Origin of the sequence: Roseateles agri (assembly GCF_034043675.1) — a bacterium.
Classification (GTDB): Bacteria; Pseudomonadota; Gammaproteobacteria; order Burkholderiales; family Burkholderiaceae_C; genus KK5.
Genome location: NZ_JAXCLA010000001.1, coordinates 469,271 through 487,927 on the forward strand (window position 1 = coordinate 469,271; position 18,657 = coordinate 487,927).

At 70.6% G+C, this 18,657-nt stretch carries 13 protein-coding genes; 7 read left to right on the forward strand and 6 right to left on the reverse strand.

From position 1 onward, the window contains the following. The first annotated feature begins 1 nt into the window (after nt 1). The 6 genes from SNE35_RS02230 (at nt 2) to tagF (ending at nt 8,774) form a co-directional block, all read left to right on the forward strand. The gene (locus tag SNE35_RS02230) at nt 2–1,267 is read left to right on the forward strand and encodes a TIGR02270 family protein (protein ID WP_320421167.1); all 1,266 of its coding nucleotides are present in this window, start codon (nt 2–4) and stop codon (nt 1,265–1,267) included. 62 nt (nt 1,268–1,329) lie between these two features. After that, complete coding sequence (gene tssJ / locus SNE35_RS02235) at nt 1,330–1,803, forward strand: type VI secretion system lipoprotein TssJ (protein WP_320421168.1); 474 nt, start codon at nt 1,330–1,332, stop codon at nt 1,801–1,803. Between the two features lie 7 nt (nt 1,804–1,810). Beyond that, nucleotides 1,811–3,154, forward strand: a complete 1,344-nt coding sequence (gene tssK, locus SNE35_RS02240; RefSeq protein WP_320421169.1) for a type VI secretion system baseplate subunit TssK — start codon at nt 1,811–1,813, stop codon at nt 3,152–3,154. Between the two features lie 38 nt (nt 3,155–3,192). Further along, complete coding sequence (locus SNE35_RS02245; protein ID WP_320421170.1) at nt 3,193–4,533, forward strand: DotU family type VI secretion system protein; 1,341 nt, start codon at nt 3,193–3,195, stop codon at nt 4,531–4,533. Beyond that, the gene (gene tssM / locus SNE35_RS02250) at nt 4,530–8,114 is read left to right on the forward strand and encodes a type VI secretion system membrane subunit TssM (RefSeq protein ID WP_320421171.1); all 3,585 of its coding nucleotides are present in this window, start codon (nt 4,530–4,532) and stop codon (nt 8,112–8,114) included. Before SNE35_RS02245 ends, tssM begins: the two co-directional genes overlap by 4 nt. Nucleotides 8,115–8,129: 15 nt before the next feature. Beyond that, complete coding sequence (gene tagF, locus SNE35_RS02255) at nt 8,130–8,774, forward strand: type VI secretion system-associated protein TagF (protein ID WP_320421172.1); 645 nt, start codon at nt 8,130–8,132, stop codon at nt 8,772–8,774. 2 nt (nt 8,775–8,776) lie between these two features. Here tagF and SNE35_RS02260 read toward each other — a convergent pair whose 3' ends face one another. The 4 genes from SNE35_RS02260 to SNE35_RS02275 all read right to left on the reverse strand — a co-directional run bounded on the left by SNE35_RS02260 (nt 8,777) and on the right by SNE35_RS02275 (nt 11,427). Beyond that, entirely contained in the window at nt 8,777–9,166 is a 390-nt protein-coding gene (locus SNE35_RS02260; protein WP_320421173.1) for an STY0301 family protein, read from the reverse strand. Next, the gene (locus tag SNE35_RS02265) at nt 9,138–9,575 is read right to left on the reverse strand and encodes a BPSL0067 family protein (protein WP_320421174.1); all 438 of its coding nucleotides are present in this window, start codon (nt 9,573–9,575) and stop codon (nt 9,138–9,140) included. Before SNE35_RS02265 ends, SNE35_RS02260 begins: the two co-directional genes overlap by 29 nt. Nucleotides 9,576–9,610: 35 nt before the next feature. Further along, nucleotides 9,611–11,095 (reverse strand): type VI secretion system-associated FHA domain protein TagH, encoded by a 1,485-nt coding sequence (gene tagH / locus SNE35_RS02270; RefSeq protein ID WP_320421176.1) that lies wholly within the window; start codon nt 11,093–11,095, stop codon nt 9,611–9,613. A 128-nt stretch (nt 11,096–11,223) separates the two neighbouring features. Beyond that, a complete protein-coding gene (locus SNE35_RS02275) occupies nt 11,224–11,427 on the reverse strand; it encodes a hypothetical protein (RefSeq protein ID WP_320421177.1) in 204 nt (67 codons plus the stop codon). Between the two features lie 130 nt (nt 11,428–11,557). On the opposite strand from SNE35_RS02275, the gene SNE35_RS02280 reads away from it, so the two are divergent. Beyond that, a complete protein-coding gene (locus SNE35_RS02280; RefSeq protein WP_320421178.1) occupies nt 11,558–12,487 on the forward strand; it encodes a LysR family transcriptional regulator in 930 nt (309 codons plus the stop codon). Here the strand turns inward: SNE35_RS02280 and SNE35_RS02285 are convergent. Next, nucleotides 12,405–17,276 (reverse strand): AAA family ATPase, encoded by a 4,872-nt coding sequence (locus tag SNE35_RS02285; protein ID WP_320421179.1) that lies wholly within the window; start codon nt 17,274–17,276, stop codon nt 12,405–12,407. The genes SNE35_RS02280 and SNE35_RS02285 overlap by 83 nt on opposite strands. After that, nucleotides 17,273–18,646 (reverse strand): esterase/lipase family protein, encoded by a 1,374-nt coding sequence (locus tag SNE35_RS02290; RefSeq protein ID WP_320421180.1) that lies wholly within the window; start codon nt 18,644–18,646, stop codon nt 17,273–17,275. Before SNE35_RS02290 ends, SNE35_RS02285 begins: the two co-directional genes overlap by 4 nt. Between the last annotated feature and the right edge of the window lie 11 nt (nt 18,647–18,657).

The following is an 18,657-nucleotide window of genomic DNA, read 5'->3' on the forward strand; positions in this document are numbered from 1 at the left end:
CGTGAGCGCTTCCGCCCTGTCCCGTCCACCGATCCCCGTCGTCGTCCACCAGCATGCGGAGGAAAGCGCGATGCTGCGCCACGTCCGCTCGGTGCTCGTCCGTGCGCCCCATGTGCGACTGCGGCACCTGCGGCGGCTGGACGACCGAATCGCCGCGCACCTGGACGGCCTCGCCGTGGCCGGCCGCTACGGCACGCAGGTCTGCACCGCGCAGTTGGAGCGCGTGGGTGCGGGCGAGGTGTTCGCCTGCGCCGTCCGTGCGATCGACGAGCGCGACGACGCCGCGCTGCAGCGGCTGATCGCCCTCGGCAACGCGTTTCCGGACGCCAAGCGCGGCCTGCTGTCGGCCTTCGGCTGGGTCTCCGCGCAAGACCTGCAGGGCCTTGTCGGCACCTTGCTCACGGCGCCCGATGCGGCGCGCCGCGAACTGGGCATCGCCGCCTGCCGGCTGCACCGCGTCGACCCCGGGCCGGCGCTGTCCACGGCGCTGCGCCACGAAGACGCGGGCCTGCGGAGCGCGGCCTTGCGGGCGGCGGCGGAACTGGGCCGCGTCGACCTGCTAGAGGCCGTCCTGTGGCACACGGACGAACAGGCAGCGGAGGCAGCACGGGCGGCCTGCCTGCTCGGCGAGCACGGCGCGTCGCTGACCCTGCTGGAAGCGGCCGCCCGCGCCGGCGACGATCCCGCGCGGCAGTTGCTCCTGCTAGCCGCCGATTTCTCCGAGGCCAGTGCGCTGCTGCGCCAACTGGCGCGGGCCGCGCCGCCGGACGCGATGCCGCAGCGCCGTCGCATCATCCGCGCCTGCGGCTGGCTGGGCGACACGCGCTTCGTGCCCTGGCTGATCGAGCTGATGGTCGACGACGGCCAGGCCCGTCTCGCCGGCGAGGCCTTCTCGCTGATCACCGGCGCCGACCTCGCCGCGCTCGACCTGGAACGCAAGCCGCCCGAAGGCGCGCGGATGGGGCCCAGCGAGGACCCGAATGACGATGACGTCTCGCTCGACGAAGACGAAAGCCTGCCCTGGCCCGAGCAGGCACTCGTGCTGCGCTGGTGGCAGGCCAACGCCACGCGCATGCCCGCCACAGCGCGCTGCTTCATGGGCGCGCCGCCTTCGCCCGCGCACTGTCGGCAGGTGCTGCGCGAAGGCACGCAGCGGCAGCGCTTCATCGCCGCCCAACACGCGTGCCTGCTCACGCCGGGCCTGCCACTGTTCCCCGTCTGCGAGCCCGCCTGGCGGCAGGCGAGACGACTTGCGGCGATGACCTAAGTCACGCTGCCGGACCCACTCCGGTGGCTATTCTGGTTCCCGACCTCTGGAGTGAAGCAACCGTGACTTCGGCATCTCGAATCCTCCTTTCCGTGCTGGCCTGCACCGCCGCGCTCGCGCTCGCCGGCTGCGGCAGCAGCCCGCCCAAGCCGACCCAGCTGAGTGGCACGATCAAGGCATCGCCGGCCGTCAATCCCAGCGCGAGCGCACGGCCCTCGCCGCTGCTGCTGCGTGTGTACGAGCTGAAGACCGATGCCGCCTTCGGCAAGGCCGACTTCATGGCGCTGTACCAGCGCGACCAGGCCGAACTCGCGGCCGATCTCGTCGCCCGCGAGGAGTACATGCTGTCGCCCGGCGAGACGCGCAGCTTCACGAAGAAGCTCGCCCCCGAGACCCGCTTCATCGGCGTGCTGGCCGCCTACCGCGACCTGGAGCACGCGGTGTGGCGCAAGGTCGTGCCGGTGCCGCCCGGCGAGAAGCTGCAGGCCGTCATCCAGGCCGATGCGCTGTCCGTCGACGTGACGGTGAAGAAGTAGGCCGGCCATGACCCCGAGCCGCCGCGTCATCTGGACCCAGGGCATGTTCCTGATGCCCCACCATTTCCAGCAGGAGGCTCGGCACGTCGACTACGCGATGGACATGCGCGTGCAGGCGCTCGGCGGCCAGGCTTGGGGTTTCTTCGACCTGATGCTGGACGAGGGCCTGCTCGCCCGGGGCCAGCTCGGCCTGGAGCGCGCCACCGGCATCCTGCCCGACGGCACGCCGTTCTCGATCCCGCAGCACGACCTGCCGCCCGCGCCACTGGACGTGCCGGCCGACATGAAGAACGAGCTGGTCTTCCTGGCTCTGCCGCGCGCGCGCAGCGGCGTCACGCAGGTGGACTTCGACGGGATGGACGGCACGCAGCCCTTTCGCTGGTCGGTGGCGGACGAGGAACTGCACGACCTCACCCATGGCGAAGACGAGCCCGAATCGGTGCAGACCGGCCGGCTGGCGCTGCGGCTCCTGCGCGCCAAGGACGCCCGCGACGGCCAGGAGGGCCATGCGCTGCTGGGCGTCGCGCGGGTGCGCGAGCGCCGCAGCGACGGCCAGGTCGAGATCGACCGCGACTACATCGCTCCGCAGACCCGCATCGATGCGAGCCGCCAGCTCTCGGCGGTCGCCTCACTGCTGCACGGGCTGATCGGCCAGCGGGCGCAGGCGCTGGCCGAGCGCTTCGGGCAGCTGAGCCACGGCGTCTCCGAGATGGCCGACTTCCTGATGCTGCAGGCGCTCAATCGCGCCGAGCCACTGTTCCGCGAGCACGCGCAGGCGCCCGGCCAGCATCCCTGGGCGCTGTACCGCGACGGCCTGCAACTGGCCGGCGACCTCGCCACCTTCACCAGCGAGGCACGGCATGTCGGCGAGTTCCCGCTCTACCGCCACGACGACCTGCAATCCTGCTTCCCGCCGCTGCTGGCCGCGCTGCGGCGCATGCTGACCTCGGTGATGGAGCGCAATGCGATCCAGATCGAGCTGGAACGCCGCGAGCACGGCGTGCACGTGGCCGTGTTCCCGGACGCCGACCTGCCCCGCAACTCGAACCTGGTGCTGGCCGTCAATGCACAGATGCCGGCCGACCAGCTGCGCACCCGCTTCACCGCGCGCAGCAAGCTCGGGCCGACGGACCGGCTGATCGACCTCGTCAACCGCAACCTGCCCGGCATCGCGATCCGCGCACTGCCGACCGCGCCGCGCCAGTTGCCCTTCCACGCCGGCTTCCACTACTTCGAGCTCGACCGCGGCGGCGAGCTGTGGAAGCAGCTGGAGCGCAGCGGCAGCCTTGCGCTGCACGTGCCGGTCGAGCTGCCTTCGCTCGAACTCGAACTGTGGGCCGTGCGCCAGTGAGCGCCGCGCGCTGAACCGGCTGCAAGCAGAAGCGCACTATGGCCAGCACCGTCTTCCACGACCCGTTCGCCGAGCCCGACGAGTCGCAGCGGACCTTCATCAAGCCCAACCCGAGCGGCCGGCCGCAGCCGCTGACCCCGCCCGCGCCGGCGCCGATGTCCGCCGCCGAGGCGCAGGAGGCCGACACGGCCGATCACGGCCTGAACCCGCTCGTGGCTGCCGCCAACCGCCTGCTGGTGCTTGCGCCGCAACTGCGCCAGACCCGGCATGTGGACGACCCGGTCGCGCTGCGCGACTCGCTGGCCCAAGGTGTGCGCGAATTCGGGCAGCGTGCCACAGCACTGCAGAGCCCGCCGGAGCAGCTCACCGCCGCGCGCTACGTGCTATGCACGCTGCTCGACGAGGCCGCCGCGAACACGCCCTGGGGCGGCTCCGGCGTCTGGGCCCAACTGAGCCTGGCGGCGCTGTTCCACAACGATGTAAAGGGCGGCGAGAAGGTCTTCCAGCTGATGGCGCGCTTCGCCGACAAGCCGCGCGAGAACCTCGACGTGCTGGAGCTGATCTATTGCGCGCTCACGCTCGGCTTCGAAGGCCGCTACGGCGTCGTCGACAACGGCCGCGCGCAGCTCGACGCCGTGCGCGACCGGCTGGCCCAGGTGATCCGGCGCGAACGCGGCGACCACCCGCGCGCGCTGGCGCAGCACTGGCAGGGCGAGGCCCGGGCCGGCCGCGTGCCCAGCCGCGCGCTGCCGCTGGCCGCGGCGGCGGCGCTGGCGGCGCTGCTGCTGGCGGGCACTTATGTGGCGATGTCGCTGTCGCTAGCGTCCCGCTCGGATCCGGTCTTCAGCCAGGCGCAGGCGCTGCGCCTGCCCTCGCCGGTCGTCCAGGCACCGCAGCCGGCCGCGCAGCCGCGCCTCGCGCAGTTCCTGCAGGCCGACATCAAGGCGCGCCAGGTCAGCGTGCGCGACGAGGTCGACCGCAGCGTCGTGACGATCGCTGGGGACGGAGCCTTCGCACCCGGCAGCGCGACCGTGCTGCCCGAGCGCCAGGCGCTGCTGGGCCGCATCGCCGACGCACTGGCCCAGGTCCGGGGCCGGGTGCTGGTGCTGGGCCATACGGACAACCAGCCGCTTGCGCGCTCGGCGCGCTTCCCGTCGAACTGGCACCTGTCGCAGGAGCGGGCCAAGCAGGTGAGGGACCTGCTGGTGGCCCACAAGGTGGCACCCGGGCGCATCCAGGCCGAAGGCCGGGCCGACGGCGACCCGGTGGTGCCGAACGACAGCGCCGCCAACCGTGCGTTGAACCGGCGTGTCGAAGTGACGCTGTTCGTCGGCCCGGGCAACGAGGTCTGGCCGGCCAAGGCGGCCTCATCGCCATGATCAAGAAACTGCTCGGCTGGATCTTCAACCGCTGGACGCTCGCCGCGGTGCTGTTCATCGCCATCGCGCTGGTGCTGTGGATCGTCGGGCCGCTGGTCGCCGTCGCCGAGCTGCGGCCGCTGGAAACGGCGGCGGCACGGGGCTGGGCTATCGCGGTCGTCGCGCTGCTGTTCGCGCTGCGCATGGCCTGGTCGGCGTGGCGCGCGCGCCGCGGCAACGCGGCCGTCGTCAGCGAGATGCTTTCCGCCGCCCCGGCAGCCGCCGCCGAGAGCGCCGACACGATCGCGCTGCGCCAGCGTTTCGAGGACGCGATGCAGACGCTGCGCGAGACGCGCTTCGCAGGTGATGGCCAGGGCCGCAAGGGCGCGTCTTCCGGCTTGTCCGGCCTGGCCAGCAAGTGGAGCGGACGCTACCTCTACGAATTGCCCTGGTACGCGATCATCGGCGCGCCCGGCTCGGGCAAGACGACGGCGCTGCAGAACTGCGGCCTGAAATTCCCGCTGGCTGCACGGCTGGGCGAGCGTGCGCTGAAAGGCATGGGCGGCACGCGGCTGTGCGACTGGTGGTTCACCGACCAGGCCGTGGTGATCGACACCGCGGGCCGCTTCACGACGCAGGAGGACGGCCAGCAGGGCAGCGGCGCCACCTGGACCGGCTTCCTCGCGATGCTCAAGCGCACGCGCTCGCGCCAGCCGCTGAACGGCGTGCTGGTCACGGTCTCGGTGGATCTGCTGCTGCAGGGTGCCGCCCGGCGCGACGACTACGCGCAGAAGGTGCGCCAGCGCGTGCAGGAGCTGCACGAACAGCTGGGCATCCGCTTCCCGATCTATTTGCTGGTGACGAAGACCGACCTGCTGGCCGGCTTCATGGACTACTTCGCCACGCTGGACAAGGATCAGCGGGCCACGCCCTGGGGCGTGAGTTTCCCGTTGCAGGCACGCAACGAGGCCAACCTGCAGTCCTTCAGCGAGGAGTTCGACGCGTTGCAGCGGCGCCTGCAGGCGGGCCTGGTCGAGCGCTTGCAAAGCGAGCCCGATGCGCAGAGGCGCGCGCGCATCTACGGCTTCCCGAACCAGTTCGCGCGGCTGCAGGGCATGCTGCAGGAGTTCCTGGAGACGGTGTTCGCGCCGTCCCGCTTCGAAGCGGACCCACTGCTGCGCGGCGTCTATTTCATCAGCGGCACGCAGGAAGGCACGCCGATCGACCGCGTGCTCGGCACGGTGGCGCGCGCCTTCCGGATCGAGAGCGCCGTGATGGCGCCGAACCAGGCCAGCGGGCGCAGCTATTTCCTCTCGCGCCTGCTCGGCGAGGTGGTATTCGCGGAGAACGGCCTGGCCGGGCTGAACCGCGGCCGCGAGCGTCGTCTGCGCTGGCTCTCGGTCGGTACCGGCGTCTCGCTGGCCGCCGTGGCGGCCAGCATGCTGACGGCCTGGGGCGTCAGCTACCTCAACAACCGGCGCTACGTGGACGACGTGGCGGCCCGCGTCGGCCTCGTCGACAGGACGCTGAAGAAGACCCCGAACCGCGCCACGCCGGACCTGTTGCCCATCCTGCCGGCGCTGGACGCCACGCGGGATCTGGCACGTGACGCCGCCGCCGGCCATGGCTTCCTCGGCTTCGGCCTGGAGCAGGTCGGCAAACTCGATCTCGCCTCGCGCGCCGCCTACCAGCGCATGCTGGTCGACGCGATGCTGCCGCGCCTGGGCCTGCGTGTAGAGGACCAGTTGCGTCTGGCCAGCGCCTCGGGCCAGGGCCAGTACGAAGCGCTGAAGACCTACGTGATGCTGCACGACGCCGAGCACTTCGATCGCTCGGCACTGGCCACTTACTTCCAGGCCGGCTGGGACGCGGAGGTCGGCCGCTCGATCGACGCGAATCAGGCCGCCGAGCTGAATAGCCACCTCGCGGCGCTGCTGACCCAGGACGTGCCGCTGCCCAAGGCGCCGGCCGACAGCGCGCTGATCGAGAGCCACCAGCGCCTGCTCGCGCAAGGCACGCTGCCGCAACGCATCTACAGCCGCATGCGCCAGCAGGGCCTGGGCGCGAAGTTCCCCGACTTCACCCTCGTGCGCGCCGCCGGTGACCGCGCCGACCTCGTGTTCGTGCAGGGTGGCGGCGTGGCGGCGCCGCGCGGCGTACCCGGCCTCTTCTCGTACGACGGCTACCACCACGGCTTCCAGCCGCAGGTGACGCAGGTCACCGAGCAGCTAGCCAGCGAGCAGCCCTGGGTGCTGGGGGTCGGCAGCGCGCCGAAGGATGCCGCCGCGCAGATACGCGCCGACGGGCCGCTGATCGATGACGTGCGCCGCCTCTATCTGAACGACTACGTCGCGGCCTGGGAGCGCTTCATCGGCGAGCTGAAGTTGCGGCCCCGCGCCAGCATGGCGGAGTCGATCCAGATGGCGCAGTTGCTGTCGGGCTCGGACAGCCCGCTGCCGAAGCTGCTGCGCGCGATATCGCACGAGACCACGCTGCTGGCACCGGACAGCAAGGGCCCGGTCGACCGGATCGGCGATCGATTCCAGGCCGCAGTCAAGGCCACGCGGGAGACGGTCGCCGGCGCGATCGAGGGCGGCGGCAAGCCGGCCGCCGGGGCGCCCGCACAGGAAAGCATCGTCGACGACCGCTTCCGCGACCTGCGTCGCATGGTTACGGCGCCCGAGGGTGGCAAGCCGCCGGTCGACGACGTGGTGGCGCTGGTCGGCCAGGTCCAGGTGCTGCTCAGCAATGTGGACAACGCAGTCAAGGCCGGCACGGCGCCGCCGCCCTTCCCGGTCACGCTACAGACCACGGCCACGCAGTTGCCGCAGCCGCTGCGCGCGATGCTGGAGGACCTGACCGCCACCGGCGGCCGCATCACGCAGATGCTGACGCGGCAAAACCTGTCGGCCGACGTGAAGGCGCAGGTGGGCGAGTTCTGCCAGCAGGCGGTAGCCGGCCGCTATCCGATCGACCGCACCGCGCTGCGCGACGCCACGCAGGCCGACTTCGCGACGCTGTTCGCACCTGGCGGCAAGTTCGATCAGATGCAGCAGAAGCTGGCACCCCTCGTCGACACGGCGGCGCGGCCGACCTGGCGCTTCCGCGATGGCGAGAACGGCCGGCTCGGCGCCGATGCCGGTTCGCTGCCGGAGTTCCAGCGCGCCCAGGCGATCCGCGAGACCTTCTTCCCGGTCGGCAACGTCCCGACGCTGCGCCTGCAGTTCAAGCCGATCGAGATGGATGCCACGCTGAAGCAGTTCGTGCTGGACGTCGACGGCCAGATCGTCCGCTACGACCACGGCCCGCAGATTCCCGTGCAGGTCCAGTGGCCCGGCCCGCGCGGCGGCGCGCAGGTCAGGCTGGAGCTGAGCCCGCCCGCCAGCGTCGGTGCCACCGGCATGGTCTACGAAGGCCCGTGGGCGCTGCTGCATCTGTTCGACCACGTGAAGATCGAGAAGAACGGCCCGTCGCCCGAGCGCTTCCGCGCGACCTTCGACATCGACGGCCGCAAGGCCGTGTTCGAGATCACTGCCGGCAGCGTGCGCAACCCGTTCCGGCTAGCCGAGCTGACGGATTTCTCCTGTCCCCTGGGTCTGTAGAAAACGGGGGCGCTGATGGACGAAGCAGCGGGCTGGTTCGGGAAGCTGTCCTCGCTGGGCGACTTTGCGCAGCGGCGCGTGTCAGCGCAGTGGGTCGGCATCTGCGACGACTGGCTGTCCGCCTCGATGCTGGCCGGCCGCGAACAGTTGCACGAGCACTGGGTCGAGGCCTACCTGCGGGCACCGGTGCTGCGCTTCGGCTGGGCGCCGGGCGTCGTCGACGCGCAGTGGTGGTTCGGCGTGCTGATGCCCAGTTGCGACAACGTGGGGCGCTACTTCCCGCTGCTGGTGGCGCAGCCGCGGCCGCGGCCGCCCGAGGACCGGGCGGCGCTGGAGCACCTGGAACGCTGGTTCGATCACATCGCCGCCGCGACGATCCAAACGCTCAGCGACGCCGGTGGTTCGGTCGATGACTTCGAGGCGCTGCTGCACGACGCGCCGCCGTGGCCGGCCGTCCTCAGCCCGGCCTCATCCTCACCCGCCCACGTTCCACTGATGCATTGGCTCGAACCGCTGGTCGCCGCACGCTGGACACAGGAACTCGCCGGGCACTCGCTGTGGTGGCGCATCGACCCGCAGACCGCCGAGCGCGACTCGATGCAGATCCTGAAAGGCTTGCCCAATGGCGAGCAGTTCGTGGACCTGATCTGCGGGGATTGAGGTCAGCCCCTCTGCTTCTGGCCAGCGCCGGGCGACGCGCAGCCGAGCGAGCTTCGCCCACGATGGCGCGTGACGAAGGTGCAGAGGGTCGTCGCCGGTGGCGGCTCGATCACCACCGGTTCGGTATTGCCTCGGTACCGGCACTCGACGTAGAGCTGCCGCCCGGCCTCGAAGACGTAAGCCACGTCCCACTCGGACCGGCTGCCGTCCTTCGTCTGGCGGTGTCGGTCGGGGACCAGGTCGGCATGCTCGCTCGGAGGGCCATCGAAGACGGATGCGCTCGCCAGCCGCTCGCCTCCTTTCTCGCTCGGGCACGCGGCTTCGCCGGCCTGGGCGATCGAGCAAAGCGCCGACAGCGCCAGGCTAGTCAACCACGAAGAAGTTGTCGCCATTGTTCGAGTTCCCGTGTGCGCCGAAGCGCAGCAGCCGCTTGTGGATGGCCGTCGCGGGCGGAGTCACCCACTGGTCGACCACGTTGATGCCAATCGCCGTCTGGCTTTCGTAGACTGCCGCGTGACCAGAATAGTGACCGTTCGCGTTGAAGGTGGCAATGGCCGTCCCGGGAAGAATGCCTGTCGCCCCTCGGACCTGGACGCCCTTCTTCCACGCACTGGTGGCAACCGGGAGCGTCGTGCAGACTGTCGTCACATACGACACGCACTGGCCGCAGAAGTTCGGGCCGTGCTGCTTCTCGGCCGGTGGCACGTCGGTGAACGGCGCGATGCCGGAACTCCGCGTGCAGACCCAGTCGCCGAGAGGCGCCTTGGGATTGGTCAAATAGTCCGTCGCAACATGAGCCATCACCTGTCTCCTTTCCTCGCTGCAGTCCGAAACCGTCACGCCGTCCGCGTCGCCCACTCCTTGCGCAGGCGGTCGACCTGCTGCTCGTAGGCAGCCAGGAAGGCCTTGCCGAACAGCGCGTGGAAGTCCTCTTGCGCGGCGTCGTGGATCGAGCCGTAGTGCTGCAGGTATAGTTCCCAGAGCCTCGACTTGCGGGCCATCGGCAGCAGGCGCTCCAGCATGCCGTTGCGGTCAAGCTTGGCCTCGAGCTCTTCGGGCGTGAACCGCTCGAGCACGCCCTCCAACGCTGCGCGCATGCCGGCCATCGTGCCGATCGTGTGGCCGACCAGTTCGCTCATCGCCTCGGCCATCGCCGTCTCGCCCGGCATGAAGCCGCGCGCCGGCGGCAGCAGCAGGCGCTCCAACGCCGAGGCGGCATCGGGCGAGAACTTCAAGGGGTTGTTCTCGCGCGGGCGGATCACGGTCACCTCGGCATGCAGTTCGTTGCGCGTGGAGGCGCGCAGCGACATCAGCTGCAGGGTGCCCTCCAGCGCCAGCCGCAGCAGCGCGCCGGCCTGGACCATCATCGCCTCCGCATCCGCGCGCGCATCGAGTTCGAGGCCGGCGCCGCGGCAGAACGCGGACCACAGATCCTGATGTCCATCGCCGGCGGTGAGCCTCCTGTCCGGCGGCGCCTCGACCTGGCCGACCGGGACGTCGACGGTCGGCGGCGGCTTCGGTGCCAGCACGCGCGGCGGGACGAATTCGCCCTTGAGCTCGGGCACGCGGTCTGCCGACAGTGGCGCGGCCCGGGTGTCCTCGTCGTCATCGAGGATGCCACGGGACGGCTCGGCCGGCGTGGGCCCACCGTCCCGGCCGCCAATCAGCGCGTCGATCGAAAGGCTCTCGCCCTGCGGCATCAGGTCATCGAACGAGGTCCGGTCGCCGGCCGGTGCAGGTGGCCGGCACGGCGCCATCAGGTCAATGTCCGGCAGCAGGCGCGGCAGATCCTCGTCGGGCGGTGGCCGGCCAAGCGGCCCGGCCTGACGGCCCGGCCCGATCGGCTTCAGCAGCTCGGCGAAGGGGTTGTTGGACGACAGGGAATCCTCCAAGCCAAGCGAGCCGACGGAGAAGCCAGAGCTCGGCCCGCGACCGAAGGGCCGGCCCTGGCTGCGCGGGATCACGGCAACGGCAATCTCCTGGTCGCCGGTGCGACGGGCATCGCTATCGTTATCGTCCAGCACCTCCAGCAGGTAGCCGCCGATGCGCACGGCATCATGCGGGCGCAGCGTCGTCGATTCGCCAGGTGCGAGCGTCTGCTGGCGCACGACCAGCGCATTGCCGTTGCTGACGTTCTCGATCGTGAAGCCGGCGCCGTCGGCCGAGATGCGGGCGTGCTGGCGCGAGATGTAGCGCTTGGGGTCGGGTAGCGCCATCGTGTTCTGGTCGCTGCGGCCGATGGTGCCGCCTTCGCGGCCGAACAGCGCCGTGATCGGCCGTGTCAGCGAAGCACCGTCCAGCGATACGGCACGCAAGGTCATGCCCATCGCGACACCCGGCGACGCGGCGGCTGTGAGCGATCCTGTCGACGCTTGCCTTGCATGCAGCGATCCTGTCGCGGCATGCCATGTCGATCAACGGTCGAAAGTCATATCGAACGCGACAACCGTCAGTGAATGTTGCAGCCCTCACGACTGCGGGCGGCATCCGCGCTCGGCAGGCCATCACCACGCACCGCCGCCACAAAGATGGCCAGTGGCGTAAACGAAAGCGCCCGGCGGAACTCCTGCTCGATCGCAGCCCAGATGCCCGACGAGGGCTGGCGCGCATGGGAGACACGCAGGCCGGTGTTCTGTGCAGGAAGGGTCTTCATGATGAGCTACTCCTCGTTTCGTTGACGTAGGTTCATCCTCATCCAGGCTTGTATCGGGGTAAAGCGATCTTTATTGCCAGTTAAATGCAAAACTATTGCATTCAATGGTGGAGCGCGCCACGATGCGGCCATGGACATCACCCTGGCTCGCACCTTCCTCGGCATCGTGGCGGCGGGGAGCTTCATCCGCGCGGCCGAGAACCTTCACGTCACGCAGACAGCCGTCAGCGCGCGGGTGCGCACCTTGGAGGATCTGCTCGGCGCCAAGCTCTTCGTGCGCAACAAGGCCGGCGCCTCGCTGACGCCCGCCGGCGAGCAGTTCCGGCAGTACGCCTCGATGCTGGTGCAGGTCTGGGAGCGCGCGCGCAACCAAGTCGCCGTGCCGGCGGGGCGGCAGTACGTGCTGACGATGGGCTGCGAGCAGAGCCTGTGGGATCCGCTGCTGCTGGACTGGCTGCTGTGGATGCGTACCGCGGCGCCGCAACTGGCGCTGCGCACCGAGGTGGGCGAGCCGTCCGACCTGATCGACCGGGTCGCCTCCGGCATGCTGGACATGGCCGTGGTCTACGCGCCGCAGCAGCGCCCCGGCCTGCGGATCGAGCTGCTCATCGAAGAGAAGCTCGTGCTGGTCACCACCCGCAAGCGCGGGCAGAAGCTGGATCCGGCGGACTACATCTACGTGGACTGGGGTCCGGAATTCGCTGCGCAGCACAGCCTCGCCTTTCCGGAGCTCAGCCAGCCCGCCGTCAGCGCCGGGCTCGGGCCACTGGGCCGGGAGTACGTGCTGGCCGCGGGCGGCTCCGGCTACTTCCGACTGGCCGTCGTGCAGCAGCACCTGGAGAGCGGCCGCCTGCGCCGCGTCCGCGGCGCGCCGGAGTTCCTCTATCCCGCCTACGCGGTCTTCGCCGAGGGCGCGGACCTGTCCACCATCAAGCCGGCGCTGGAGGGCCTGCGGCACGCCACCGGCACGCTGCAGCTCACCACAGCAGCGCCAGTAGTGCCGACAGCTGAGCCTCCGCGGAGCGGTGGTGTTCGATCGCGTCGTTCACCAGCTCGGTGAGCCCAGCACGCATCGCATCGTCCTGCACAGGCAGGCGTTCGCGCAGCGCCGGCATCATCACCGGCTCACGCTGCTGCAGAACTTGCGCGACCATCACCGCCAGCGCGGCCTGGAGCGCATCGGTTTCGTCCCCTGAAGCGAGGCCCACGATCGTGGCAAGCGCTTCCAGCCGCGGCGCGTCGGTGTCGCGCCAGGCGGCGCGCAGACGCCCGCTCATCGTGTCGGGCTTCTGCAGCGCCTGGAAGGCCAGGTCCTGTTCACCGCGCCGCGTCAGTTCGAGGATCGCGGCGAAGGCGGTGGCGCGCGCATCGCCCTCGGCGCTGTAGGCCCGCAGTTTCTCCTGCACTTCGGGGCGTTGCAGTTCGGGATGGCGCGCCAAGTACTCCTGCGGGGCCTCGCTGCGCAGCCATTCGCTCACCTCGATATTGAGCATCATCGGCGCGTAGGCGGCATCGACGCCGTCGCGCCGAGCGTCGGCGAGCAGTCGCAGATGCAGGTCGATCACTTCGCGGCGCTCGGGTGAATCGGCAAATTCCTCAAGCACGATGTCGGCCAGCGGGTCCAGCAGCAGAGGATGCGTGCGCAGGTACTCGCGGGAGAGCACCCAGGTCGGCACGTTCCACCAGCCGATCACGGCCCACTCGACAGCCTCCGGCACCAGCAGCCAGTCGGGCAACTCAGCGCCCTGCTCGCGCCAGGCTCGATCGAAATTCGCCGGGTCGATCTGGCGATGTGAACGGGCAGCATCGCGCACGATGCGCAGCTCTGCCGGTTCCACCTGTCCCAGCGCTTCGAGCACCGTCTGCACGGTCAGCCCAATCTCGTCAGCCGGGCGGTTCCGCATCAGCGCGATGCGACGCTGCAGCTTCGGGTGCTCGTTCAGCGCCGCGAGCGTGTCGTCCCACAGATCGGCCCCCCCGGTGTTGAGCGCGGCGGCGAGCGGCCCGATGTTGGCATCCGACGCTAGCGCAGCATCGCAGAGCGTCTGCAGCACCTCACGAAGGATCTGCAGTCCTTCCTCGGCAGCACCGGTGCCGCGAAGTGCGCGGCCGAGCGCGACGCGCGTCGCCCATCGCGTCGCCTCGGTGAAGGGCGTCTGCATGGCAAGCTCGATCAGCCGGGCGCCCTCGCGCGCATGCACCAGTCCCTCGGCGAACTCCCCTGCGTTGACGAGGATCTGCGCGAGCCCCGCATGGGCGTTGGCGAGCAGGCCGGCAATCAGCGCCGGATGGGCGGGCGCGTCGTCCAGGGCCGTAATCGCGCTCCTGAACAGATCGCCGATATCCCCGGGCTCGCCGCCAAACTGCAGCTGCGCGTTGGCAAGGTTGATCCGCGCCGCTGCAACGCTGAGCCGCACCTGCGGCACGTCGGGCAGGGTCGCGGCCAGCCGCAGCACCTCACGCGAGCATTCGGCCGACTCCCCGGTACGCTGGCCGAGCAGGCGCCCGGCCTGGTCCACCAGATTGCCGAGCAGCATCAGGCCGATCGCTGGCGTATCGGTATCGAGTTCGCGCAGCACGCCGATCGCTTCCTCGCGAATGTCGGTGTCGCGCTCGTTGCCCGAAGCCATCAGCAGTGCGGCGAGACGGCCCAGCGCACTGGCCAGCACCAGGCGCTGCGCCTGCCCGCCACCGCTGCCGCGCCGCAGCAGCGTGACGGCCTCCTGCTGCAGCTCAGTGGTCTGCGGCAGGTCCTGCAGCGTTCCAGTGAGCAGGTCGTTGAGCCGGTAGGCCGTCGCGGCGTCCAGCACCTGGCCTAGCGTCATGCCGACGATCAGGTTGTCCGCCGGCAGGCAGCGCAGCGCGGCGATCGGCTCCTTCAGCTCCTGCGCCGCAGCATCGACAGCGCCGCCGGCCGCCACCAGGGCCGCGCGCAACATCGCCGCGTCAGCGAACAGAATCCCATAGTCCACCACGGTCGACGCGTTCGCGCGGGTCAAGTCGAGTGCCAGGTCGATCAGCTCCGGCACTTCCGCAATCGCCTGCGCACTGGCAAGGCCCCGCGATGCGTTGACGCCGTGCAAGCGGGCCAATGCGACAAGCGCCTTGGCGGTCATCAGGTCGCCCAGGTCGCCGCGCCGGCCGCTGCGGCGGAATTCGTCCAGCACGCGCTGCCCCGGTTCGGTATCGAAGGCATCCAATGGCCCCGGCCTCGCCATCGCGGCCTGCTGCGCCAGCAGGTAGGCCAGGGTCGAGCAGACCTCCAGGAACATCAGCGGTGAGTTCGTCAGCGCATCATGCGCGTCGGCGATATCCAAGGCCACGCGCGCATGGCGCTCGCCTTCCGCGACATCACCCGACAGCTGCGCAGCCCGCGATGCCGTGGTCCGCGCAGTGACGCGGCGCACCCAGGCCTCATCGTCCTCATCCTCAGGGTAGGGCAGGTCGAGCGCGATGGCCTCATCCGCAAGCCGTCTGGCGGTCTCGTAGCGGCCATCGCGCACCAGCGCAACGGCCTTGGTGAGCAAGGCGCTGGCCAGCGTCGACCGGCCCTGCGGCTCGTCGCGCAGCGAACGGGCCAGCTCGGTGGCCTCGTCCGCGGCACTGTCCGCGCCCTGCTCGTCACCGACCATCGAACGCGCCAGCGAGAGCTGGAACAGCGACAAGGTCAGCCGCCGGGGATCGCCCAGTTCGCGCCGCACCTTCACGGCCTGCTCGTGGCAGTGCAATGCTTCCTCGATCCGCACCTCGGTACCTGCGATGGCGCCAGCCAGGTCATTAGCTGCCGCCAGATCCGGCAGGAAGGCGTCACGATCCCGCTCGACCAGCCGCTCAAGATGCTGCAGCCCCGGCGCGCCGGCGTCAGCGAAATGGCGCCACGCGAAACGCCAGAGGTAGGTATGCCGCTGCGGCGCATGGCCCTCGTCCAACCACTGCTCGTAGACCTCGTCGATGGCCTGGGCCACCAGCACCTCCTCGCTGCGTTCAGCCGTGCCCTGGGGCAACCGTGCCAGATAGTCGGAAAGCTGGCGGTGCGCCAGTCGGTACACCGGCTGCCCGCCCTCCGAGCTGGCGATGACGTGACGCCCCAGCGCCCCAAGCGCCGCGTAGGCGGCATCGCGCCCATACACGGTGCCACTCGGAGACAGCGCGGTCGCGACCGCGGGCCAGACGTCGTCGGCCGGAAAGCCGCTGCCATGCGCAGCGGCGAGCGCCCGTAGCAGCTCGCGCGCCGCACCGGGGTGCGGGCGGCCGTCGATCTCGATCACCACGCCGCCGAGGTCGCGCTCCAGCGCGCTTTCGACCGTGCCCGCCAGTCGCAGCCGCCAGTCCTGCGAATCAGTGTCGACGGGCTGGTCGCGCAGCTGCGAGGTGAGCAGCCGAGCGAGCAGGAAAGGCGCCGCGGCCGCCGGCGCTGCCTCACCGCGGGCGATCTCGTCGGCGACCCGTTCGGGGTCCATCTTCGGGTCCACGCCGGCCAGGCGGCGCAGCACGTAGCGGCGCACATCGCGCAAGGTGCCACCGGGGTCCTCGCCAAGGTCGATGCGTTCCTCCGGGCCGCCCAGGATCGCTACCAGCGAGGAGTTCTCCAGGGGCAGGTCGCGCGTCGCGACGATCACGCGCGCCTCGCGCGCGAGCGGCAGCAGCAGCTCGTCGACCAGCGGCTGGCTCATCTGCAGCGCCTCGTCGAGACCGTCGACAACCACCGCCAGCGGCCGCCCCGCGAGCCGGCGCTTGCGCGCCGCGCCCAGCACGCCGAAGCTGCCGGTGGCCGGGTCGACGCCGAGCTGGCGCGCCAGCTCCTCGGCCGCGCTATCCACCGTCGCGCCGCGCGCCTGGATCTGCGCCTGGATGCTCCCCTCGCCCGGATCGAGCGCCGCCGGCACCGCTTCCGACTGCAGCAGGCGCGCACGCTCCGCCGGTGCCGACAAGTCCGCGAGGCGCCCTACCAGCGCCGACTTGCCGCAACCCGGCGGCCCCGTGACGACAAAAAGGCCGGGCTTGGCGAGCGCAAGCCAGCCGACCAGGCGCTCCAGCGCGGCTTCACGCCCGGTGAAGAAACGCTGGTCGCCGGCTCCTTCGCCGGCACGCAGCGCGTGCAGCAGGTCCTCGACGGGCTGGTCTGGCAGGTCCGGCTTGAACAGCGGGTTGCGCACGAAGTCGCCGTCGAGCCCACCGCCCAGGAAGCGGGTGGGCGTCTGGCGCGGCTCGTCCCATTCGTTCAGCAGCGTTTCCAGCAGGTCGTTGCCGCGGATGTAGGGGCGGTTGGCCACCCACCAACCCGCCACGTCCTTGTTGCCCTTGGTCGGCCCCACGCTCAGCAGCCGCTGCATGACGCGCGAGAGCGCGCCGCTGCGCGCCGGCTCGTCACCCAGGCTCGCGGCGATCACGGCGAACCAGGCCGAGCCCGGGTCGCGGCGACCCGCACTCACGGCACTGGCCACACGTGCCGCATCGATCACGCCGCGGCCCGCGAAGCAGGTGTCGATGAGCACCAGCACCCGGCGCGCGCCGGTGCGTGCTGCCCATTCGCCGAGGTCGCTGGCCCGCGCCACGTCGACGTCGAAGCCGCCGCTGGTGCCTTGCAGGCGCAGTTCGTTGTTGGCGTCGACGAGGCCATGCCCCGTCCAGGACAGGATCAGCACGCCATCGTGGGAATCGGCGCGCGGCAGGTGCTGGGCCACGGCAGTCGTCAGCGGCCCGGCCTCCAGGTCGGCCAGCAACAAGGGCGCGAAACCGCGTTCCTCCAGCACATCCGCCAGTGCCTGCGCATCCGGGACAGCGCGTTCCAGCGCCACCAGTTCGCGGTAAGCGCCGTTCGCGATCGCGATGAGGCGAGCACTGCTCATGGCGCCAGCACCAGGAAGGGCTTGCTCACCGGCGGCGGCGCGCCTGGCCCGCTGGCAGCGACCAAGGCGCGGTAGCCGCCTTCGCGCAAGGGACCGAAATCGAAACGGTCGTCGCGCGGCAGCGGCATGGCAGGCCCGAGCGCCTGGCCGGCCTCGTCCTGCAAGGTGACCGTCAAGCGCCGGTCGCCAGCGTCCACGACTTCCAGCGCCGGTGCGTCACCCTGGCTCCAGACCTCCTCCATCGCCACGCCGAAACCCGGCGCGGCCCTGGCCGACTGCCACACGAGGTCCTCGCGCGTCAGGATGCCGTCGACCAGATCCAGCAGCGCGGGCGCCACCTGCAGCTCTCCATGCTGGCCGGCGAGTTCGTGAACTTCCCGGTCGTGATGGGCCAGCGGCTGCGCGGCCAGTCGCGGCACCGTGCCGTCGCCGCCCTGGTTCTTGCCCGGCTCGATCTCCAGCAGCGGCTCGATCCGCTCGCCGAGCACGCGCGCGGTGGTCGCCGTCGGCTGGCGGATGCCGACGACCTTGTGCAGCGCGTAGGCCGGGTCTTCGTTCTTGTTGACTGCCATGTGGAAGTCGCAGGCGTCCTTCCACATCGCAGCGTCGAGGCCCAGGCCACCGGCCGCGCCGATGCCCACGCGAGGCCCGGTGCTCGGGACGATGCAGTCGTACTGCGGCAGCAATTGGTACAGCGAAGGCAGGCTGCGCGCCAGCGCGCTGAGCGACAGGCGCAGCGGCCCGAAGCGCGGCTCCAGGCCGTTCACCAATGCCGTCAGCGCCTTCAGCGCGCCGCGGTGCGGCGTGCCCATCGTGACGATCGCGCGGATGAAGTCGGCGCCGCCCTCGCGCTCGGCGAACCAGCGCGCCACCAGCCCACCCATCGAATGGCACAGCAGCACCAGCTTCGCGTCGGCCATTCCCGGCTGATCGCGCCAGCGCTCTAGCGCGGGCAGCGCCACGTCGCGCAGGCGCTTGCCGTTGTAGCGGTTCGAGAGCCGCCAGTCGTAGGCGAAGGGGATCAGGTTCGGCATCACCCCGGGCTCATCGGGATCCGCCTCGATCAGCTGGAAGTTCGGGCCGCGCAGGAAGTTCATCAGCCCTTCGTAGCCGGTCACCGGGCTCCAGAGGCCCGGGATCACGTGCAGGCTGCGCAGCAGGCCCGCCGGCCGCACGCCATCGGGCGCGGCGCCATCGCCGTGGTCGCGCGGCAGCACCAGCTCGCCGCTCCTCAGCGCCTTGATCGCAGCGGTGAGCCCGCCGGGCGAGACCGTCCAGAGGGGCCGCCCGTCGCGCGCGACCAGCTCGCTGCCCATGATGCCGGGCACCACCACGACCACATCCCGAACCAATGCCGTGTCGACAACCATCGCGGCCTCCG